This is a genomic window from Thermobacillus xylanilyticus, from assembly GCF_907165215.1.
GTDB classification, from domain to species: domain Bacteria; phylum Bacillota; class Bacilli; order Paenibacillales; family Paenibacillaceae; genus Thermobacillus; species Thermobacillus xylanilyticus.
Window position 1 is genome coordinate 55,598 of the sequence record NZ_CAJRAY010000001.1, and the last position, 20,710, is coordinate 76,307.

Genomic DNA, 20,710 nt, shown 5'->3' on the forward strand with positions numbered 1-20,710 from the left:
CATGGGCAAAACGATTTTGGAAGTGCGCGATTTGCGCGTGTCGTTTGAGGTATACGGCGGTGAAGTCGAGGCGGTGCGGGGCGTGAGCTTCCACGTGTGCGAAGGGGAAGCGGTGGCGATCGTCGGCGAATCCGGTTCCGGCAAAAGCGTCACCGCGCAAGCGATCATGCGCCTGATCGCCATGCCGCCGGGGAAGTTCAAAAGCGGTTCCGTGATTTTCGAGGGCAGAGATTTGCTGACGATCTCCGAGAAAGAGATGCAGAAAGTGCGCGGCAACAAGATCGGCATGATTTTTCAGGACCCGATGACATCGCTGAATCCGACGATGACGATCGGCATGCAGATCATGGAAAGTCTGATCAAGCACCAGCGTCTGCGCAAATCCGCCGCGAAAGCGCGGGCGATCGAATTGCTCGCCATGGTCGGCATTCCCGATCCGGAAACACGGATGAAGCAATATCCGCACCAAATGTCCGGCGGCATGCGCCAGCGGGTGATGATCGCCATCGCGCTCGCCTGCAACCCGGCGCTGCTCATCGCCGACGAGCCGACGACCGCGCTGGATGTGACGATTCAGGCGCAGGTCATGCAGTTTATGAAGGAGCTCCAGCAGAATACGAATACTTCCATTATCCTGATCACGCACGACCTGGGGGTCGTGGTCGATCTGTGCGACCGCGTGATCGTCATGTATGCCGGTCAAATTGTGGAAACGGGAACCAAGTGGGAAATTTTCAAAAATCCGCAGCATCCTTACACCAAGGGATTGCTGAAGTCGCTGCCGCGGCTTGATCAGCCGAAAAACGAACCGCTCATTCCGATTTACGGAACGCCGCCCGACATGATTCAACCTCCGCAAGGCTGCGGCTTCTGCAGCCGGTGCGAATCGGCCATGCGCATTTGCGAACGGCAAGACCCGGAATGGACCGCAATCAGCGAAACCCAGAGCGTGCGGTGCTGGCTGCAGTCCGCCGGTGAAAAAGCGGCGGCGGTGGTCGGCGGGAAGGAGGCGGACGCATGAGCCAGCCGTTTATCGAAGTCCATGGTTTGACCAAATATTTTCCCGTGGGGAGACGCCGTGTGCTCAAAGCGGTGGACGGCATCCAATTCACCATTCAAAAAGGCGAGACGCTGGGATTGGTCGGCGAATCCGGCTGCGGCAAGACGACCGCCGGCCGCACGGTCATCCGCCTGTATGAACCGACGAGCGGACGGGTGCTGATCGGCGGGACGGATATTACGCGGCTCAAGCGTTCCGGGCTGAAAGCGTTCCGCCGCAAGATGCAGATGATTTTCCAGGACCCGTACGCGTCGCTCAATCCGAGGATGACCGTGCTGGACATCATCGGCGAGGCCCTCGATATCCACGGATTGGTGAAGAGCCGGACCGAGCGTAAATACAGGGTGGAACAACTGCTGGAGCTTGTCGGTCTCAGCGCCGAGCACGCTTCACGGTATCCCCATGAATTTTCGGGCGGACAACGGCAGCGGATCGGCATTACAAGGGCGCTCGCGGTCGAGCCGGAGTTTATCGTGTGCGACGAGCCGATCTCCGCGCTCGACGTGTCCATTCAGGCGCAGATCGTCAATCTGCTGATCGACCTGCAGAAAAAGATGGGGCTGACCTACCTGTTCGTCGCCCACGATCTGGCGATGGTCAAGTACGTCAGCGACCGCATCGCCGTCATGTATCTGGGCAAAATTGTGGAATTGGCGCGCAGCGAAGATCTGTATGATGATCCCCAGCATCCCTACACCCAAGCGCTGCTGTCCGCCATTCCGATTCCGGATCCCGAAGCCGAAGCGAAGAAGGAGCGGATCATTTTGCGGGGGGAGCTCCCCAATCCCATGAATCCGCCGAGCGGCTGTCCGTTCCGGACGCGTTGTCCTCACGCGAAGGAGCGCTGCGCTCAGGAGGCGCCCGCGTTCCGCGAAGTGCGGCCGGGGCACTGGGCGGCCTGCCATTTGCACGCATGATCGACGAAATCAGATCGCCCCAACGGCGAAAACGCCAAACCGCAGAATGCGCGGTTTGGCGTTTTTCATTTGCGCGGGGCCCGTCAGAACAGGACGGGAACCTCGACCAGATCCTGTATGCTGCCGTCCCGCGCGCTGCGGGTGTACACCTGGATCGCGCCCGCCGGCGTCCCCGGCGCCGCGTCGAAAGCGATCGGCGCGCTGAAGGCGCCGAACGCCGGCGCGCCCTCCGCCGCCGTGACCGCCCGCTCCCGCGCGACGATCCGGCCCGCGTCGTCCCGGACCCGGTACAGCACGTTCGCTTCGAACGCCCGGGCGCTGCCGGCGAGCGGCGTGCCCGCGGCAATGCGCGAACCGGGCAGCGGCCGGAAGACGACGATATTGGTCGACGACGGCAGCGGAATGACGAGCCGGTAGCCGGGGTAGAGCACATCCGGCGAGAAGCCGGGCCGGCTTGCGTTCGCGCGCGCCAGCTCGCTGATGCTCGACCCGAACCGGCGGGCGATCCGGTAGAGGGAATCGCCCGCTTCCACCTCGTATACGAAGGCGGGGATATAGAGAAGCTGCGCGACCCGGAGAATATCCGGCTGCTCCAGCCGGTTCAGCGCCGCCAGCATGTCGACGCCTGCGGAATAGCGCTCCGCCAGCCGGAAGAGCGTATCCCCTTCCGTCACCTGGTGCAGGACGGTGCTTTCCTGCGAGGTGCCCGGCACGCGGACGACCAGTTTCTGCCCCGGGAAGATGAGGCCGGGGTCCGTGACCGGCGGGTACAGCGCGTTCGCCCGCTCAAGGTCGGCCAGGGACGAGCCGAACTGGTTCGCGATCGAATAGGGCGAGTCTCCCGGCCGGACGGTGTACACCGCATAGGTTCCCGGTGATATCGGCATGTACCAGACACTCCTGTCTCATGGGTTCTTCCCCATCCTATGCGGGTGCCCATGCGGGAGTGTCTAGTCCGATGCCGCGGAGATCCGCGGGGCCGGCGGCGCCTCCTCCGGCGCGGTCGCCTGCGGCAGCTCCGCAGCCTGCAGCCCGCGCCGCGTCAAACGCTCGTAATGTTTGTACAGCGCATGGAATTTGCCGCTGTACGAACGGCTCCAGGGCTTCTTCTTGCCGCAGAAATGGAGGATGACGGTGCGGTTGATCACGTAGTCCATATCGCACTGTCCGTTCGTCTTCAGCTTGTAGTACAGGTAGAACCGGGCATCATAGTTGTACAGCGTCTCGTCCAGCGGTTTGATTTTCTTCGAGTAGAGCGCGTTCAGGATGTCCTGGTCGGGCATGACGAGCCGCGAGCGGTTTTTCTCGACGAACTGATAGATGATGTCCTCCTTGACCTGCTCCCGCTGCAGCTCAAGATTCATCAGCAGCACGCCCGAGTTGTAGTAATAATCGATATCGTAAGGCATCAGCCGGATGCGGTTGATCTCCTTGACGGAAAATTTGTCATGGTAGCACGCGGCGTAGAGGCAGCCGTCCAGATCCGTTTCGTAGAGCGGCCGCACGGCATTGAGCACGAGGATGTCCGGATCGAGATACAGGATGCGGTCGACTTCGGGGGGCAGGAAGCGGTGCGCAAGCAGCCGGTAGTACATTTCCTTCGTGTAGTGCATCAGCACCGGCGCGTCTTCGAACTCCCCTTCGCCGACGCGGATGATCTGCAGCTCGCTGCCGTGCCGCCTGATATAGGTGCCGAGCCGCTCGAGCGCGCCGTCGTCGATGCTCGAATGCATGAGGTAGATCGTGAAGCGTTCGCCCGGATTGTTCAGGAAGAGCGACGTGAGCATGGTCGTCAGCGGCCCCAGATAGTTGGCGTTGAGCGTAACGAGAATGTTCATGTCATTCAGCCCCCAGTGTTCACAAACCGTGGCGCGCGCGGAAGGCGAGCCGGTCGGCGGCAGCCCACAGGCTTGCCGCGAGGATGAACTCGAACAGGTTATGCAGGGACGGGATGCCCGTAAGCGGTACGAGCGCCGAGCCGATCAGCATGATCAGCGAACCGGCAAGTAGCGAGGACGGTCCGCCGCGCCGGAGCAGGATCCACCCGGCGGCCAGCAGCGCGGCCATGACGACGGCGATCATCACGCCTCCTGCCCAGGATCGCCCGACCGGCTCATAGGTCAGGATGCCGTGTTCGAAGACGGGCCTGAGCCTCAGGCGGGACACCGACGCCGCCAGCTCCAGGACGATCAGCCCGATCGTCACGAGCAGAACGGTAAGCGCCGCTGCCGGCCGGTTCGCCCATTCCGCGCCGGTCTGCCGGACGAATTCGTATGAGACGGGCACAAGCAAGGGCGTAATGCAGGCGTGGAGCAAGAACCGGGTGGAATGCACCCGCTCGAACCCTTCGCTTGCCTGGACCCATGCGCCGGCGCTGAGCACGAGATTGTCCCAGAGCAGCGCCGCGGTGACCGCCAGCAGCATGACGCCGAGGCTCCATGGGGCGCCGCGGCGCAGGATGGCGATTCCCCAGCCCAGCAGCCCCGCGTAGGCAACGGTCAGGATCGGATACAGAATGGCATTCATCATCCGCACCTTCTATAACGGAAGTATCGTTCTCCTCATCATGGCCCCGCCGGCCTGCGGATATACCGTTTTGCCAAGTTAAAGATGCATTATGTCAGGACCGCGTCCGCTGCTCCAGCACATTCCGCAGGTACGGGACCAGCGCCTTCGCCGCCGCTTCGTGCGCCGCCGGACCGGGATGGCTTCGCGCCCCGACCGTCTCGTCTGTCATGTCCGGCAGCTCGAAGACCGAGACGTTCCGGTCGCCGGTGCGCCGCGCATGGGCGTCGACGGCCCGGCGGATCGCGGGCATCATCGGCGTGCCGAGCATGCCGTACGCCCAGACGATGTGCGCCTTCGGGTTGCAAGCCCTGAGCTTGCCGAGAAATTGCTCCGCCGCCCGCTCGAACGCCGCGAGGTCTTCCGCGTTGAACGTGCCGTCTTCGTTCAGCCGCTGCTTGTGCCGCTCGCCGGTCGCTTCGTCGCGCCATTCCGGCGAATGGAAGGCGCCGCCGTCGTTCGTGCCCAGATTCACGACGACGATGTCCGGCTGCCAGGCGGCGAAGTCGTTCCGCTCGAAGGCGCCGGGCGCTTCGTTCTTCCCGCCGGTGAGCAGGCCGCACACCTGCTCGTAATATTCGGGCATGTTCGTGCGCGGGTTGTTGTCCCAGCCGGTCAGCACGCCCCAGCCGCTCTGCGACAGCACCCGGTATTCAGCGTCAAGGGCGTCCGCCGTCAGGGCGGTGTAATTCAGCACCGCGCTGAACCACATCGGAATCCAGTCGGTCTCTGCCCTCGCGCCGATCGCGCCTTCGCCCGACGTGATGCTGTCGCCGATGAACTCGATCTTGTACGGCCTGGCCCGGACGGGCAGAAAATCGCCGTCGGACTCCACGCCGTGAATGTGCAGCACGCACCCGGGGTCCGCGCTCATCGCCTGCGTGTCCTTGACGATGCGGACATTTTTCACCGCATCCGGGTTCATGCCCCGGAAGACGCAAATCCGGCGACGGCCCGCCGTCACCATCTGCCGGGCGACGGGCGCTCCGTTGATCAGCACGCTGATCCAGGGTTCGTACGTGCGGTAGTCGGCTTCGACGTCCATCCACAGTTCGGAGCCTGTCGCGTTCAGTTCGATGCCGCTTGCCGTCCAGAACAGCGTGAGCGGCGCAAGACGGCCCGTCGTGCGGCCGTGCACCTTCAGATGCGCGATCTCCTTCAATGTGTACGCTTGCAATTCCCTGTGCCGATTCATGGGCGTCTCCTCCGGCTCCGTCGGCATGTGCCGGCTTGTCAGCATATGCGTGTTTGCTCCCAATTATACCATGCACGATGCGGCTTGCGGCGCCCGAACGGCAAAAACGGCAGGCCGCGGCGCCTTTCGGCGCGGCAGTCTGCCGTTATGGACATGCGCATTCAGCTGGTCGCGGTGGACGCGTATTGCCGCGCGGGATGCGCGCTGCGGTCCAGACCGAGCGTCTTCGCCGTTTCTTCGTGCAGCTCGCGGACCAGGTCCGGGTTCTCGGACAGCTTGATGCCCCAGGACGGCACCATCTCGCCGATCTTCTCCCGCCATGCCTTGAGCTGCTCCGGGAAGCACCGCTTGATCACTTCGAGCATGATGGCCACCGCGGTGGAAGCGCCCGGGGAGGCGCCCAGCAGAGCCGCGACGGAGCCGTCGGCCGCGCTGATCACTTCGGTGCCGAACTGCAGCGTCCCCCGTCCGCCGGTTTCCGTATCCTTGATGATCTGCACGCGCTGGCCGGCGACGATCAGATCCCAGTCCTCGCTCCGCGCGTGCGGGACGAACTGCCGGAGCTCCTCGACGCGCTGTTCCTTCGTCAACATGAGCTGCTTGATCAGATAGGTCGTCAGCGACATGTTCTTGACCCCCGCCGCGATCATCGTGACGAGGTTGTGCGGCTTGACGGATTTCAGCAGGTCGAGATTCGATCCGAATTTCAGGAACTTCGGCGTGAAGCCCGCGAACGGACCGAAGAGCAGCGACGGCTTGCCGTCGATGAACCGCGTGTCGAGGTGCGGCACCGACATCGGCGGAGCGCCGATCGCCGCCTTGCCGTACACCTTCGCGTAATGCCGCTTGGCCATCTCAGGGTCGCGGCACACCATGAACAGGCCGCTGACCGGGAAACCTCCGATGCCGCGCCCTTCGGCGATGCCGGACTTCTGCAGCAAATGGAGACTGCCGCCGCCGGCGCCGATGAACACGAACGGAGCCGAGTACCGTTCGACGGCGCCGCTCTCCACGTTCCGCACTTTCAGCTCCCACTTGCCGTCCGTCGTCCGCTGCATGTCCTGGACGTGGCGATGGTACAGCATTTGTGCGCCGCTGTTTTTCAGATGAGCGAACAGCATGCGCGTCAGCGCGCCGAAGTTGACGTCCGTACCCGATTCGATCCGGGTGGCCGCGATCGGCCGGTCCAAGGTGCGGTTTTCCATCATCAGCGGAATCCATTCCGCCAGTTTGTCCGGGGCGTCGGAGAATTCCATCCCTTCGAACAGCGGATTCGCCGACATCGCTTCGAACCGCTTCTTCAGGAAGGCGACGTCCCGCTCGCCCTGCACGAAGCTCATGTGCGGCACCGGCATGATGAACTTCTGCGGGTCCCGGATGAGGCCGCGCCGCACCAGGTACGACCAGAACTGCCGCGAGAGCTGGAACTCTTCGTTGACCTTGACCGCTTTGCTGATGTCGATCGAGCCGTCCGCTTTCTCGGTGGTGTAATTGAGCTCGCACAGCGAAGCGTGGCCCGTGCCTGCGTTGTTCCATTCGTTCGAGCTCTCTTCGCCCGGCTGCGAGCGTCTCTCGAGCACAATGATGTCCAGGTCCGGCGCCAATTCCTTGAGCATTGTGCCAAGCGTCGCGCTCATGATGCCGGCGCCGATCAAGATGACATCTGCGCGATTCTGTCTGTCACCCATAGATAATCGTCCCCATGCTTTCAATTTTGCGGTATGCGGACACATCAATTTAGGCGCCGCAGCAAGCCGGGGCGCCGAACATGTCTCGCATCGTCTCCGAATCTCGTCGTTCCATAATAGTTTAACACTAATGATGTAAGAATGAAAGACAATGCAAATGCCGTCCATCCGAAGATGAACGGCATTCATGGAAGCCTCTTGCAGAATTGTCAGGGCTGTTCCGCGTTCCGGGCGGCCGGCTTGTTCGCAGGCGAGAACCAGCCCAGCAGTGCGATCGCGACCAGCACGCCGTAGAAAATGATGGTCCAGGTCGTGCTGTGGGGAAAATCGTGGTCCAGCACGCCGATGTCGTGATGGGCCAGGGTGATGACCGCCAGTTTGACGCCGACCCATGCCACGATGGCATACGCCGTCGTCTCCAGCGCCGGGCGTTTGGCGAGCAGCTTGATGAACCAGCCCGCGGCGTATTTGATCAGCACCAGACCGGCAATGCCGCCCAGCACCACGACGGCGAATTTGCCGCCGTCCATCCCGCCGAAGTCGCCGAAAGGCGAATCCGGCAAGCCGAGCGCGAGCGCCACCGCGGCGAGGATGGAGTCGATGGCGAATGCCAGGTCGGCCAGTGCGATCTTGCCGACCGTGCTCCAGAAGCCCTTCGCCGACCCGGACGGCTTCTCTTCCTTGTGCGCATCCTTCTTCCCGAAACGGGCCTGGATAACGTGCTTGAGCCCCAGATACAGCAGATATGCGGCGCCGATTGCCTGTACCTGCCACACATTGGCGATGAACGAGATCGCGAACAGGGCGGCGAACCGGAAAGCGAAGGCCAAGATGATGCCGTAATTAATCGCTCTGGTTCTCTGATTGTCCGGCAGATGCTTCGCAATGACGGCGAGCACAAGCGCGTTGTCCGCCGACAGCAGCCCTTCCAGTCCAATCAGAATCAAGAGCGCCCACGCGTACTCCAACCAAATGTCCAACGAACGTTCCTCCTTCGAGCGTCGGCTCCGTAAGGTTTCCCCGCGCTGCGACCGTCATGCGGAATTTCTGCCGTCGGTCTGCGGGACGGACATTCTTTCATACGATTTCCTGCCGCATGCGTTTCTTGCATTTTATACGGCATCATGCCGCCGCCGCAACAGCAGGTTCAGCCGTTCCGTGGCGAGCAGCATCGCGGCGGCCATCAGGACGATGTACAGCGGGAAAATGCCGATCGTCCAGTATCCGGCCAGCATCCCGAGCAGCGGAGGCAGCAATGCCGCCCCCGTATAGGCTGTCGCAAACTGATACCCCATAATCCTCCCGGCGTGGGCTTCGCCGAACCGGACGGGCGTCTCGTGCAGCATGCTCGGAAAGATCGGCGCCAGTCCCAATCCGGTAATCAGAAATCCGGCCAGCGAGAAGCCGGCGGGAAGCGGCAGCAGCAGGAGCAGCGCGCCGGCCAGGGTCGTGATCTGTCCCGCCCGGATCAGCGTCAGGCTGCTGAATTTGAGTGTGACGAATCCGTTCACGAACCTGCCGATCGTAATGCCCATGAAGTAGATCGAGATCCACAGCGCCGCATCGTCGGCCGAGATGCCTTTGACATTGACCAGATAACTGCTGCCCCACAAGCCGGCCGTCGCCTCCACGCCGCAGTAGAACAGGAACGTTCCCAGCGCGTACTTGACGCCGGCCGCATTTTTCGGCTTGCGTCCTTCGTCCGGCCCGCGCGCGGGCGCATCCGCCTGCGGGGCCCGTCCGCCGCCGGCCCGCTTCTTCTCCATATGTTTCCACAGGGGCAGCGACGCAATCAGCACCGCCGCGATCGCCGACTGGATGAAGCCGATCATCGCGTATCCGTCTCTCCAGGCGCCTTCGGACAGGTAAACGGACAGAATCATCGGGCTGACCGTAACGCCGACGCCCCAGAAACAGTGCAGCCAGCTCATGTGGCGGGCTTCGTAATGCCCCGCAATGTAGTGGTTGAGCGCGGAATCGACGGCGCCGCCGCCGAGTCCGAGCGGTATGGCGAAGACCATGAGCCATGCGATGGACGGCGCGATCGAGAAGCCGAGCAGCGCGCCGGCCGTCATGGCCACGCTGATCAGCGTGGTGCGCGCCGTGCCGATGCGCCGGACGACGCGGCTCGTGGCAAGGGCGGACACGATCGTGCCGATCGTGACCGTAAACGACAGCACCCCCGCCATGCCGATGGGCGCTCCCAGATCATGCCGCATGACGGGCCATGCCGCGCCAAGCAGGGAATCCGGAAGGCCGAGACTGATGAAAGTGAGATAAATAATCAGCAGCAATAAGGTCGCCATTCGGGTTGCTCCAGTTGTCCGTGATGCAAGTGCGTCCCTCCGAATGCTTTCCGGCGGAAGGACATGCGCTTGTTCAAATGGCATTATTATAGCATGCAGCGGCTGGAGGTGAATACCGCTTTTGTCTGATCTCCGCGCCCGGAACAAGCAAACGGCCGTCCTTCGCGGACAGCCGTTTCACGTTTTGGCATGGATCACAGCGATCGGACGGCCTCCATGACATCCCAGACGGTGCAGACATGGACGCCGATGTTTCGCATCTCCCGTATTCCCTGCTCGTAGACTTGCGACATCGCATCGGACACCATCACGATGCGGAAATCGCGCTCGCTCGCCTCATAGATGGACGTGCGCGGACAATTCGGATAATTGCACCCGATGAAGACGATCGTGTCGACGCCGCGGTCCCGGAGAAACCGCTCCAGATCCGTCCCGTAGAAAGCGCCCCAGCGCGGTTTGTACATCGCCCATTCGCTGCGGCCGACCGGCTGAAATTCGCCGTTCAGCAGCCGCTCCGCATGGAGCGAAGCGTACTGCGCCGGTCGGATGTCCCGGACCAGTTCGGCGCCCTCCGTGTTCGGCGCCACGACGCGCAGACCTTGCTCGATCGCTTCTCTCCTGCACAGGTCGACGTTCGAACCGTCTTCCTTGTACAGACGGACGGCGTGGATGATCGGCAGCTCCCTTGCGCGGTACGCCTCCAGCACGGAGGCCATCCGGGGCAGCACCTCGTACGTGCCGTCAATCCGGGCGGGAGCGTCCGGCAAGGTGAAGTCGTTACAATATAATACATGATAACCAGAATCACTCCAAGGAAAAATATGCTGAATGGTGATCCCGTGTCAGACAAGTATCCGGAACTGATCGAGGTCATGAAATACATCCGGCAAAACCTCCACGAACCGTTGACCATTGAGCAATTGTCGCGTTACGCCGCACACAGCCCGTTTCATTTCATCCGCATATTCAAGGAGCAGACCGGCCTGACCCCGCAATATTACATCGCTTCCCTGCGCCTGCAAAAAGCCAAAGAACTGCTGATGACGACCGACCTGCCCGTGCGCGATATTGCGATGGAGCTGGGCTATCAGAGTCTCGGCAGCTTCACGACGCGGTTCGGCCGAAGCGTCGGCCTGACGCCGGCGGAGTTTCGAAATTCCGCCGCCCATGCCGCGGAGCACTTGCGGCAGCTGACGGACGCGGCCATCTGGCATTCCGGGCACGAGCGGGCGCCGGGCGATTGCGTCGAGGGCTCGTTCCGCACGGAAATCCCGTTCGAAGGCTTCGTCATGGTCGGTCTGTTCAGCAAGCCGATTCCCGACGGTCTCCCGGACTACGGCACCCTGGTGCGAGCGGACAATGCCTTCCGCTTCTCCGGCGTGAAACCCGGCATCTATTACCTGATGGCCACGACCGTATCCTGGGGGATGCAGGCCCGGGATATTCTGCTGCCCGATATGACGCTCCGGGCCCGTTCCGCATCTCCGCTCGTGGTCAGACATGGCGAGCGGACGCCGCATCAGGAATTGACGCTGCGTCCGCCCCGGTTTGACGATCCGCCGATTTTGGTGTCGCTGCCGCTGCTTATGGAAATGTTCTATCTGCAGCAGACAGGCAAGGGCAGCGGCCTTCCCGGCCCGCGATGAGTCGGCTGCGGAATGTTCCCCGTTCGGGGATGCCCTTTTCTTATGCTCATTCCGCGGACGAAGCCGCCACCTTCCTCCGCATCGGCGCCAGCACGAATGCCGCGAGCATGACGAGCACGCCCAGCACGGCCGCCGACCAGTACAGGCCGCCGTAGCCGTTCTCCGCCGCCAATCTCGTCACCTCGGCGACGCTGTCGGCGATGACGTCCCGCAAAGCCGGGTCCTGCACCGAGCCGATGATGTCCTGGATCTGGCCTGGGCTTGCCGCCTCCCCTCCGCCGGAAGCCATCTGCCGCCCGATGGCCGCCAGTTCGTCCAGCGCCTCTTGGGACAGATTCGCCTGTTCCACATTCTCATTCAGAATGTTCCGGAAGTCCGTCCTGAACAGTTCGCCGATATTGTTGTAGCCGCGCGCGATGAAGCCGGCATAGATCGTCGGCATGATCGTCATGCCGATCTGGCGCAGCAGCGACAGCGACGCCAGCGCGGTGCCCTTGTTCGCCCGCAAGCCTTCGGTCGCCAGAATGTTCAGCGGCGCGCCCAGGATGACCCCGATGCCGACGCCGGCCACCATGCTGGAGACGATGAACTGCCACTTCGCGTCAATCCACAGCGGGAACAATACGAATCCGATCAGCGTCAGGATGCCGGACAGCACGACGGCGAATATGGGCCCGCGCTTGGCCACCAGCACGCCGCCCATGCCGGCGCCCACGCCCGACGCCAGCGCCAGCGGCGTCATCCAGTAGCCCGACTTCTCCGCCGGGATGCCGAGCACATTCTCGGTGAACCCCGGGATGAAAATCATGGCCGCCAGCATGCCGCCGGACAGCATGCCGATGACGAGCACCATCAGGTAGCGGGGCTGCCGGATGAGATAGAGCGGCAGGATCGGATCGCCGTTCTTGCGGCGCTCAAGCACCGACTCGTACAGGAACAGCACGATGAACAGGACGAGCCCCAAGCCGATAAACCCGGTTACATCCCATTCCCTGAAGCTTGCCCAGAAGTCGACGTCGATGTTGGTGAGGCCGTACATCAGCGACAGAATGGCAAGCGACAGGATAACGGTTCCGGTCAGATCCAGCCGTCCCGTGCCGGGGTCCGCCGATTCCGGCAGCCGCAGGAAGGCCAGAATGAACAGCGCGGCGGCAATCGGCACGTTGATCAGGAACAGGATGTGCCAGTTTCCGGTCCAGTCGAGCAGGAAAGACCCGATGTTGGGACCGAGAATGGCCGCAACCCCGTTCATCGCGCCGAGCATTCCCAGGTATTTCGCCTGCTTGTCGGGCTCAACCGTGCTCAAAATATGCGAATTGCCGATGATGAAAATGCCCCCGCCGCCCAGCGCCTGGATGAAGCGCGACGCCAGGTACAGCTCGAACGTCGGACTGAGCGCCACGAACAGGGAGCCGAGACCGAACAGAACAATCTCCACGATGAACAGCCGCTTGCGGCCGTAGCGGTCGGACAGCTTGCCGACGATCGGCAGGCTGATCGCCAGGCCCAGCGTGTAAATCGTGACGCCCCAGGCTCCCCAGTTGTCCGATACGTCAAAATGCCGGTTAATCGTGGTCAGCGCCGAGCTGATGATGCCATTGTCGAGCTGCGCCATGAAGACGCCGACAGCGAACAGCAGCAGCGACCAGAAATGCGAGGTTTGCGGTTTGCCCAAGCCGGCTCACCCTTTCCACAGTATGATGAAAAAGCCCGTTCCAGATTGCGTGATCCCAATGTGACACAAGCGTTACTTTCAAATATAATGCTATTTTACATCAAGGGTTATTCATAATCAAAGCGGTTTTGTCGCTATTCCGACAATTCATACTTGACTACTAAATATTTGAATTCTTAAGATAGGGGTAACCAGTACATCCTGTTAGGAGGGCGTCTTCATGGCGGGCAAACGGATTGACCATGTCGGTGTCATGGTGAAGGATCTGGACGCAAGCATTCGTTTCTACACGGAGGTTGTCGGGCTCGAGGTGAAAAGCCGCTTCACGCATACGAAGGGCGTGCTTCAGCTTGCTTTTCTCGGTTTCGGCGGATCCGACGGGACGGAGGTTGAACTGATCCAGGGGTACAACGACAGCTTGCCGACGGAAGGCAAAGTGCATCACATCGCATTCAACGTGGACGATATCGAAGCCGAATATGCGCGCATCAAGCAGCTGGATGTGTCCTTCATTCCCGGTTTCGACACGATCACCACGCTGCCGAACGGCCACCGGTATTTCTTCATCTACGGTCCGGAGAACGAGTGGATCGAGTTCTTCCAGCGTTGATCGGGCTTCGGGATTCCGGGTGCCGCCCTGCCCCCCGCGCTCACGACGACGCGGGTATGCCAACCTGCGATGCAGCCTCGGAATCCCGCCCTGTCAATCCGAAGGCTCGGTCTCGACCATCCCCTCCCCTGATTCAATCGCATGAATGTCAACCAGCGATATCCCGGTATCCAGAAATTCCGGGATCTCCTCCCCTTCGCAGGCCTTGAGCAGATGTTCGACGATCAAGGCTCCCCAGCGGTGTTCATTCAGGGACACCGCCATCGTAATCTGACCGTTGCGAACCGCTTCCGCGATTTCGGGCATCAGGCCGAAGGTCAGCGCGTACCGGTTCAATCCCATCGCTTTCCATACCAGAATGGATGCGGCGCCGGATACGAAGTCCAGGGCGACGAAGGCGTCGAAATGCGGGTGATCGTCGATCATCCCTTCCAGATCCGCCAGCGCCTGCTCGGGAACGCCCTGATGATAACGAACCTCCAGCACGTCAATATTCGTCTCACGGTGGATGTATCCGAGAAACCCTTCCAACCGTTCGCGCAAATTCAGGCTGTCCGACTGCCCGGTGGACACGAGCACCATGCCGCGTCCCTTCAGCAGCCCGTCAATGGCTCGTCCCATCCTTTCCCCTGCCTGGATGTTGTCCGTTCCGATATAAGAAACTCTCCGGCTGTCCGGCGCATCGGATTCAAAACAGATGACGGGAATCCCCGCCTCCGCCGCCTTGTCGATCAGCGGCCCGAGCGCTTCCGAATCGATCGGACTGATGGCGATCCCGTCCACACCCTGCTTGATCATCGTCTCCATCATGCGGATCTGCTGCTCCAGATTGGCTTCGTCCGGCGCCTTGATGATCAGCCGGACGCCCGCCGATTCCGCCGCCCGGGCCGCGCTCTCCGTCACCGCCTCATAATAGACATCCGCCATCGGGTAGATGATGCCGAACGTGCGCCGCGGCATCACTTCCGCTTCGGCTGCGGCGGACACGCTCTCGCGGGAAGGCGCCGGCTCCCGGCAGCCGGCGAGCGCCGCAGCCGCCAGCAGTACTGCGGCCAGCGCGGCCGTTCCCGTTTTCCTCACCGCCCGCTTCGCCATATGCCGGTTCACGAATGCCCGCTCCTCTGGACGACCGGCTGCCCCGCCTTGCCCCGCTTGCGAAAATCGCGGATCGTCATCCCGGTCAACCGTTTGAACACGTTGGAGAAATAGTGCGGATCCTGGTACCCGACCCGGCAGGCGATTTCATACGATTTCGCTTTGGTCGACAAGAGCAGCTCCATCGCCTTCTTGATCCGGGTTTCCATCACATATTCAATGAACGTCGTTCCGGTCTCCTGGCTGAACACTTTGCTCAGGTGGCTGGGGCTGACATTGACATGTCTGGCCGCGTCATGCAGGGACAGCCGTTCGTCCCCGTAATGCTCTTGCACAAATTGCTTTACCCGGGCAATCAGGACGCTGTAGCGGTCGCTGGACTGCGAGCGCCAATGCCAGAACAGCTCGGCGAGCTGATCCAGGTACTCGCAGGCCGCCTCCCATGAGCGGATGGCGCTGATCCGGCTCTTCATCTCCGGCAGCCAGTCGTCCGGCCGCACCTGCTCGCCGTACTGCTCCCCGGCTTCCCGGAATATGGTGAGCGTCAGGTCGTGGAGCAGGAAAAATCCGTACAGCGACGACTCCCAATCGACATTCTCCAGATCCTTCGCGAAACGCCGGATGTGCAGTTCCTTCTGCTCCGGCGAACCGACCTTCAGAAATTCCACAAACCCTTCCCGGTCGAGGCTGAGCGGATAATCCAGCGATTCGTGTCCCAGCAGGTCGATCCGGCCGGCAGGCAGGGACCGATGCGTTTCGCTCGCCTCTTCCTTGGCGCTGATGACCCGGAGCACCCGGATGATGTCTTCGGCGCTGACCGGCTTCAGGCAATAGTCCTCGACTCCGATGCGGATCGCCTGCCGGGCGTATTCGAATTCATCGTGGCCGCTCAGGATGATGATTTTGATGCCCGGCTGCATTTTGCGGACGATCGCGCTCAGCTCCAGACCGTTCATGAACGGCATCCGGATGTCCGTAATCAGAATGTCCGGCTTCAGCTTCTCGATGAGCGGCAGCGCCAGCTCGCCGTCGGGCGCATCCCCGCAATACACAAACCCTTCCTTCTCCCAATCGATGCAGTTTCGCATGTTCTCGCGAACGACAATCTCGTCATCCACCAGGAACACTTTCTTCAAGGTGCGTCCCCCCTTGAACCGGAATCGTGATCTCTACGGTCGTGCCCGCGCCTTCCCTGCTGTCGAGCACAATGCCGTATTGCGGGCCGTAATACAGACGAAGGCGCCGCTGCACGTTGAGCAGTCCGAATCCGCTGTCGGGCTCGCTTTCCCCCTGCGGCACCAGGGGATCGTCCAGCAGACCGCGAAGCTCGGCCAGTTTTCCGGCGCTCATGCCGATGCCGTTGTCCGCGACCGAAAGCCGGATCGTCCGGTCCTGATCGGAAGCGCCGGAGATCCGGATCCGCCCCTTGCCCCGCTTGTTCTTGATGCCGTGATACAAGGCGTTCTCCACAATCGGCTGCAGCGTCATCTTCAGAATCGGTACGGCCCGCAATTCCTGCGGAATGTCAATCTCGTAATCCAGGATGTCGGAATAGCGCATCTGCTGAATGACCAGATAATTGCGGACATGCTCCACTTCTTCCCCGACCGAAATGAGATCCCGCCCCTTGCTCAGGCTGATGCGGAAAAAACGGGACAGCGCCTGCACGAGCCGGATCACTTCCCGATTCTTCCCCGCTTCCGCCATCCATACGATGGAATCGAGCGAATTGTAGAGGAAATGGGGGTTGATCTGCGCTTGCAGCGTGCGCAGCTCCGCCTTCCGGACCTGTTCCCGCTCGCGGATGCTGCGCTCCATCAGCATGCGGATCTGCTCGATCATGATGTTGAAGCTGTTGCCGAGATCGGCCAGCTCATCCGTGCCGGCGGGCCTCACCTTCACTTCGAAGAACCCCGAAGCCGCCTTGCGCATCTTGTGTTTCAAAATCTGGATCGGCCGGGTCAGCCGCGAGGTGAGGTAGACATAGAGGCCGATGGTGAACACGATGCTCAGTCCGACGCTCAGGAAGATGAGCCGCCGGATCTCGCGGGCATCCTTGGCGATCTCGCGGAGAGGCGCGATGCCGATCATTTTCCAGCCGGTATCCGCCGAGGTCGTGTATGTGATGAAGATTTGCCCGTCAGGTCCGTCTTCCACGAAACTGTCCGACTTCCGGTCCAATCGCGGCGCAAGATCGGCGGCGGACGGAAGGAGATGCGCATAAGACGAGTCCGCGGCGAACAGCGGCTTGCCGGCAGAATCCGCCACATAGAAATACCCCGCATGTCCGGCCATTGCATCCCGGATATAGCGCAGCACCGTATCCGCGTCCAAATCGATCACGATAAAGCCGATCACCTCGCGGGTAATCCGCTGCCTGACGGTCGTCATGATCGACACGACATGCTCCGAATCGTATTGAAAACCGTCCAGCCGGTCCTGGGGCAGCATCTCGTCGGGCGGAACGATCAGCACCTCGTCCGGCGCGTTCATCAAATATTGAAAATGCGGGTTGCGGAGCGGATTCTGGTTCAGGGCGAACACCCCCCGCCGCTCGCTGATGCCCCGGCCGTACAGATTGACCATGGAGATGTTCAGCACGCTGTCATTTCGGTACGTCTTGCGGTAGAGGTCGAACGCCTGCAGAATGTCCTTCGCATCGGCGTAGGAATCGGTCTGGGAGAACAGGAAGCGGAGCACGGCCTGGTGGTTTTCCAACTCGAGCAGACGCGCGGTATCCTGAAAGAGCACATCGATGTCCCGGGCCAGCCGGTCCGCGGTGAGCAGGAAGGAAGCCTTGCTGTGTTCGGAGATCGTTCGGAACGATTTCTGGTAGGACACGATGCCGACGGCGATCAGCGGAACGATCGTCAGCATCACGAACATGGCAAGCATTTTGACCCGCAGACTGGACAAAATCCATTGCGACACCTTCTTCATGCCCGGTCCCATTCCTTCTCCCCCGCCTGTCAACTACCTGTATTTTATACCAGGACAGGTTGTAAGCGTATGCAGCAATAAAAAATTCCACCCTTTCAACAAAATAAAAAACATTTCCGTCCCCTCGCGCTCCAACTTCCCAAAAATGCGAAACAAACTCCTTTCATCCTCCATATTTTCGAAATTTGAAAGCGGTTAAGATGGGGATGTGCCTCGTACGAGGATGTTCATTGAGGGAGGTTGACCCATTTGAAAACACGGAAAATCATGCCGATTCTGCTGCTCGCCGTCTGTCTGGTCATCAGCGCATGCGGCGGCGGCAGCAAAAATTCGGGAACGGGCGGCGGCGGAGACAACAAGCCCGCTTCCACGAATGCATCACAAGGCTCCGAGACGCCGAATGAGCCGACACCCCCGGCAGGCAAGAAGATTGTGCTCGGCTTCGCCCAGGTCGGCGCCGAGAGCGGCTGGCGCACGGCCAATACGGAATCGATCAAGGAAGCGGCGGCCGCGGCCGGCATCGAGCTGAAATTTTCCGACGCGCAGCAGAAACAGGAGAACCAGATCAAGGCCATCCGTTCGTTCATCCAGCAGAAGGTCGACGTCATCGCTTTCTCGCCGGTCGTCGAATCGGGGTGGGAGACGGTGCTGCAGGAAGCGAAGGAAGCCGGCATCCCCGTCATTCTGACCGACCGCGCGATCGATTCGGAAGACGAATCGCTGTATGTCTCGTTCATCGGCTCGGACTTCGTGGAGGAAGGGCGCCGCGCCGGGCGCTGGCTGCTGGAGCAGTTCAAGGACGCGACGGAACCGGTCAACATCGTCGAGCTGCAGGGAACGACAGGCTCCGCTCCCGCGATCGACCGCAAGGCCGGGTTCGAAGAGGTCATCAAGGAGAACCCGAACCTCAAAATCATCGCTTCGCAGACCGGCGACTTCACCCGCGCGAAAGGCAAGGAAGTCATGCAGTCGTTCCTGCAGGCGCACAAGGACATCGACGTGCTGTACGCCCATAACGACGACATGGGCCTCGGCGCGATCCAGGCCATCGAAGCGGCCGGCCTCGTTCCGGGCAAAGATATCATCATCATTACGGTGGACGCGGTAAGAGACGGCATGCAGGCGGCGGCGGACGGCAAGATCAACTTCATTGTGGAGTGCAACCCGCTGCTCGGGCCGCAGCTGATGGACGCCGTCAAAGCGGTGGTGGAAGGCAAGGAAGTGCCGAAGCGGATCGTCACCGAGGAAGGGACGTTCACTTCGGAAGAAGCGAAGGCCGCCCTGCCGGACCGGAAATACTGATCCGCTTGCCGACCGGCATCAGCACAACGATCGGCCGCCCCAACCCCCGCACGGGGGCGGGGTGGCTTTGTTCAAAGATAAGCATTTACAAGTCTCACGCCTGTCATCGGCTGATCTTTCACCGCAAAACGGATGCGTCCGCCCATGAGGACGGCGCCAGCCGTTTTTGCTTGCTTCAATTCCTGACAAGGGGGCGGCAGCATGAGCGAAAACCGACCGATCCTGCAAATGTTCGGCATCCACAAGCGGTTCCCCGGCGTCCACGCGCTGAATGACGTCCGTTTCCGGATGTTCGCCGGCGAAGTGCACGCCTTGATGGGAGAGAACGGCGCCGGCAAATCGACGCTGATCAAGGTGCTCACCGGCGTCTATCCCGTTGACGAAGGCTCGGTGGAATGGGAGGGCAGGCCGCTGCATCTGCGGAGTCCGCTCGAAGCGCAGCAGGCCGGAATTAGCACGGTCTATCAGGAAATCAATCTGTGTCCGAACCTGTCCGTGGCCGAGAACATCTTCATCGGCCGGGAGCCGCGGAAATTCGGCAAGATTTCATGGAAAGCGATGAACCGCGCAGCCGAGGCGCTGCTTGCGGAACGGCTCAACGTGAAGCTCGACGTGACCAAGCCGCTGGACACCTATTCTGTCGCCGTTCAGCAATTGGTCGCGATCGCCCGCGCGCTCAACATTTCGGCCCGGCTGCTCATCTTGGACGAACCGACCTCCTCCCTCGACCGGGACGAGACGAACAAGCTGTTCGAGGTCATGCGCCATCTCAAGAAGCAAGGGCTGGCCATCCTGTTCGTCACCCATTTTCTCGACCAGGTCTATGAAGTGTCCGATCGGATTACGATTCTGCGGAACGGACGGTTCGTCGGCGAATACCTGACCGATGAACTGCCCCGCGTGGAGCTGGTGCAGAAGATGATCGGCAAGGATCTGGAGCTTCTCGGCGGCATGCCGAAACGGACCGCCGCGCCGGGCGAGGCGAAGCCGCCCTATCTGCGCGCATCCGGGCTGGGACGCAAGGGCGGCGTGGAGCCGTTCGATCTGACGATCGGCAGCGGCGAGATCGTCGGACTGGCCGGGCTGCTCGGATCGGGGCGGACGGAGACGGCCCGGCTGCTGTTCGGCGCCGACCGCGCCGATCAGGGAAGGCTCGTCATCGAGGGCCGGGAGATACGGCTGGACTCGCCGCGCAAAGCGATCGACCGGGGCATCGCCTTCTGCTCGGAGAACCGCAAGAGCGAGGGGATCATTGAAGATTTGACCGTGCGGGAGAACATCATTCTGGCGCTGCAGGCCCATCGCGGCTGGTTCCGCGCGCTGTCCCGCAGACGGCAGGAGGAAATCGCCGACGAATATATCCGGGCGCTCGACATCAAGCCGCCCGATCCCGAACAGTTCATCCGCAATCTGTCCGGCGGCAACCAGCAGAAAGTGATGCTCGCCCGCTGGCTGCTCATGAATCCCCGGCTGCTCATTCTGGATGAGCCGACGCGGGGCATTGACGTCGGCGCCAAAGCCGAGATTCAGAAGCTGGTCCTGTCCTTGTCCAGAGAAGGGATGGCCGTGCTCTTCATCTCCTCCGAGCTGGAAGAAGTCGTCCGCGTCAGCAGCCGGATCGCCGTCCTGCGCGACCGGCGGCATGTGCGGCACTTAACCGGTGACGACATCCAACAGACGACCATTATGCAGGCCATCGCGGGAGGATGAC

18 protein-coding genes are annotated in these 20,710 nt (G+C 61.5%); 6 read left to right on the forward strand and 12 right to left on the reverse strand.

Features of this window, described 5'->3' with window-relative positions; genetic code table 11:
• The first annotated feature begins 1 nt into the window (after position 1).
• Both KJQ12_RS00220 and KJQ12_RS00225 read left to right on the forward strand, forming a co-directional pair.
• Positions 2-1,021, forward strand: coding sequence for an ABC transporter ATP-binding protein (locus KJQ12_RS00220; protein ID WP_213482995.1), 1,020 nt, complete (start codon positions 2-4; stop codon positions 1,019-1,021).
• Positions 1,018-1,977 (forward strand): ABC transporter ATP-binding protein, encoded by a 960-nt coding sequence (locus KJQ12_RS00225; protein WP_213482996.1) that lies wholly within the window; start codon positions 1,018-1,020, stop codon positions 1,975-1,977. The genes KJQ12_RS00220 and KJQ12_RS00225 overlap by 4 nt, the downstream gene beginning before the upstream one ends.
• Positions 1,978-2,060: 83 nt before the next feature.
• Here KJQ12_RS00225 and KJQ12_RS00230 read toward each other — a convergent pair whose 3' ends face one another.
• From KJQ12_RS00230 to KJQ12_RS00265, 8 genes are all read right to left on the reverse strand, one after another.
• Positions 2,061-2,864, reverse strand: a complete 804-nt coding sequence (locus tag KJQ12_RS00230) for a LysM peptidoglycan-binding domain-containing protein (RefSeq protein ID WP_015253072.1) — start codon at positions 2,862-2,864, stop codon at positions 2,061-2,063.
• A gap of 63 nt (positions 2,865-2,927) precedes the next feature.
• A complete protein-coding gene (locus KJQ12_RS00235; protein ID WP_213482997.1) occupies positions 2,928-3,815 on the reverse strand; it encodes a glycosyltransferase family 8 protein in 888 nt (295 codons plus the stop codon).
• Between the two features lie 19 nt (positions 3,816-3,834).
• The gene (locus KJQ12_RS00240) at positions 3,835-4,503 is read right to left on the reverse strand and encodes a hypothetical protein (protein ID WP_213482998.1); all 669 of its coding nucleotides are present in this window, start codon (positions 4,501-4,503) and stop codon (positions 3,835-3,837) included.
• Between the two features lie 94 nt (positions 4,504-4,597).
• The gene (locus KJQ12_RS00245; RefSeq protein WP_213482999.1) at positions 4,598-5,737 is read right to left on the reverse strand and encodes an SGNH/GDSL hydrolase family protein; all 1,140 of its coding nucleotides are present in this window, start codon (positions 5,735-5,737) and stop codon (positions 4,598-4,600) included.
• Positions 5,738-5,898: 161 nt separating this feature from the next.
• Positions 5,899-7,425 (reverse strand): malate dehydrogenase (quinone), encoded by a 1,527-nt coding sequence (mqo, locus tag KJQ12_RS00250; RefSeq protein WP_213483000.1) that lies wholly within the window; start codon positions 7,423-7,425, stop codon positions 5,899-5,901.
• Between the two features lie 209 nt (positions 7,426-7,634).
• Entirely contained in the window at positions 7,635-8,405 is a 771-nt protein-coding gene (locus KJQ12_RS00255; RefSeq protein ID WP_015253077.1) for a TerC family protein, read from the reverse strand.
• Positions 8,406-8,537: 132 nt separating this feature from the next.
• Positions 8,538-9,731, reverse strand: a complete 1,194-nt coding sequence (locus KJQ12_RS00260; RefSeq protein WP_015253078.1) for an MFS transporter — start codon at positions 9,729-9,731, stop codon at positions 8,538-8,540.
• Between the two features lie 194 nt (positions 9,732-9,925).
• Positions 9,926-10,498 (reverse strand): cysteine hydrolase family protein, encoded by a 573-nt coding sequence (locus KJQ12_RS00265; protein WP_213483001.1) that lies wholly within the window; start codon positions 10,496-10,498, stop codon positions 9,926-9,928.
• Between the two features lie 72 nt (positions 10,499-10,570).
• Between KJQ12_RS00265 and KJQ12_RS00270 the strand changes: the two genes are divergently transcribed.
• Positions 10,571-11,377 carry a helix-turn-helix domain-containing protein gene (locus KJQ12_RS00270; protein ID WP_244860321.1) on the forward strand — a complete coding sequence of 269 codons (807 nt, stop codon included), beginning with the start codon at positions 10,571-10,573 and terminating at the stop codon, positions 11,375-11,377.
• A gap of 46 nt (positions 11,378-11,423) precedes the next feature.
• On the opposite strand, the gene KJQ12_RS00275 is transcribed toward KJQ12_RS00270, so the two are convergent.
• Entirely contained in the window at positions 11,424-13,052 is a 1,629-nt protein-coding gene (locus tag KJQ12_RS00275) for an MFS transporter (protein WP_213483003.1), read from the reverse strand.
• 220 nt (positions 13,053-13,272) lie between these two features.
• On the opposite strand from KJQ12_RS00275, the gene KJQ12_RS00280 reads away from it, so the two are divergent.
• Entirely contained in the window at positions 13,273-13,662 is a 390-nt protein-coding gene (locus KJQ12_RS00280) for a VOC family protein (protein WP_213483004.1), read from the forward strand.
• A 93-nt stretch (positions 13,663-13,755) separates the two neighbouring features.
• Here KJQ12_RS00280 and KJQ12_RS00285 read toward each other — a convergent pair whose 3' ends face one another.
• From KJQ12_RS00285 to KJQ12_RS00295, 3 genes are read right to left on the reverse strand one after another with little or no spacing between them, the layout of a single operon-like run.
• Complete coding sequence (locus KJQ12_RS00285) at positions 13,756-14,769, reverse strand: sugar ABC transporter substrate-binding protein (protein WP_213483005.1); 1,014 nt, start codon at positions 14,767-14,769, stop codon at positions 13,756-13,758.
• Positions 14,766-15,884 (reverse strand): response regulator transcription factor, encoded by a 1,119-nt coding sequence (locus KJQ12_RS00290; RefSeq protein ID WP_244860328.1) that lies wholly within the window; start codon positions 15,882-15,884, stop codon positions 14,766-14,768. Before KJQ12_RS00290 ends, KJQ12_RS00285 begins: the two co-directional genes overlap by 4 nt.
• A complete protein-coding gene (locus tag KJQ12_RS00295) occupies positions 15,868-17,709 on the reverse strand; it encodes a sensor histidine kinase (protein WP_213483007.1) in 1,842 nt (613 codons plus the stop codon). Before KJQ12_RS00295 ends, KJQ12_RS00290 begins: the two co-directional genes overlap by 17 nt.
• 237 nt (positions 17,710-17,946) lie before the next feature.
• Between KJQ12_RS00295 and KJQ12_RS00300 the strand changes: the two genes are divergently transcribed.
• Positions 17,947-18,999: an ABC transporter substrate-binding protein gene (locus KJQ12_RS00300; protein ID WP_015253084.1), complete on the forward strand. Its 1,053-nt coding sequence runs from the start codon at positions 17,947-17,949 to the stop codon at positions 18,997-18,999.
• A 201-nt stretch (positions 19,000-19,200) separates the two neighbouring features.
• A complete protein-coding gene (locus tag KJQ12_RS00305) occupies positions 19,201-20,709 on the forward strand; it encodes a sugar ABC transporter ATP-binding protein (protein WP_213483008.1) in 1,509 nt (502 codons plus the stop codon).
• Position 20,710 lies beyond the last annotated feature (1 nt).

What these genes read in the sequence shown, in the direction of transcription:
- KJQ12_RS00220 (WP_213482995.1), top strand. Translation starts at nt 2, where the DNA reads ATGGGCAAAACGATTTTGGAAGTGCGCGATTTGCGCGTGTCGTTTGAG.
- KJQ12_RS00225 (WP_213482996.1), top strand. Translation starts at nt 1,018, where the DNA reads ATGAGCCAGCCGTTTATCGAAGTCCATGGTTTGACCAAATATTTTCCC.
- KJQ12_RS00230 (WP_015253072.1), bottom strand. Translation starts at nt 2,864, where the DNA reads ATGCCGATATCACCGGGAACCTATGCGGTGTACACCGTCCGGCCGGGA.
- KJQ12_RS00235 (WP_213482997.1), bottom strand. Translation starts at nt 3,815, where the DNA reads ATGAACATTCTCGTTACGCTCAACGCCAACTATCTGGGGCCGCTGACG.
- KJQ12_RS00240 (WP_213482998.1), bottom strand. Translation starts at nt 4,503, where the DNA reads ATGAATGCCATTCTGTATCCGATCCTGACCGTTGCCTACGCGGGGCTG.
- KJQ12_RS00245 (WP_213482999.1), bottom strand. Translation starts at nt 5,737, where the DNA reads ATGAATCGGCACAGGGAATTGCAAGCGTACACATTGAAGGAGATCGCG.
- mqo (WP_213483000.1), bottom strand. Translation starts at nt 7,425, where the DNA reads ATGGGTGACAGACAGAATCGCGCAGATGTCATCTTGATCGGCGCCGGC.
- KJQ12_RS00260 (WP_015253078.1), bottom strand. Translation starts at nt 9,731, where the DNA reads ATGGCGACCTTATTGCTGCTGATTATTTATCTCACTTTCATCAGTCTC.
- KJQ12_RS00280 (WP_213483004.1), top strand. Translation starts at nt 13,273, where the DNA reads ATGGCGGGCAAACGGATTGACCATGTCGGTGTCATGGTGAAGGATCTG.
- KJQ12_RS00295 (WP_213483007.1), bottom strand. Translation starts at nt 17,709, where the DNA reads ATGGGACCGGGCATGAAGAAGGTGTCGCAATGGATTTTGTCCAGTCTG.
- KJQ12_RS00305 (WP_213483008.1), top strand. Translation starts at nt 19,201, where the DNA reads ATGAGCGAAAACCGACCGATCCTGCAAATGTTCGGCATCCACAAGCGG.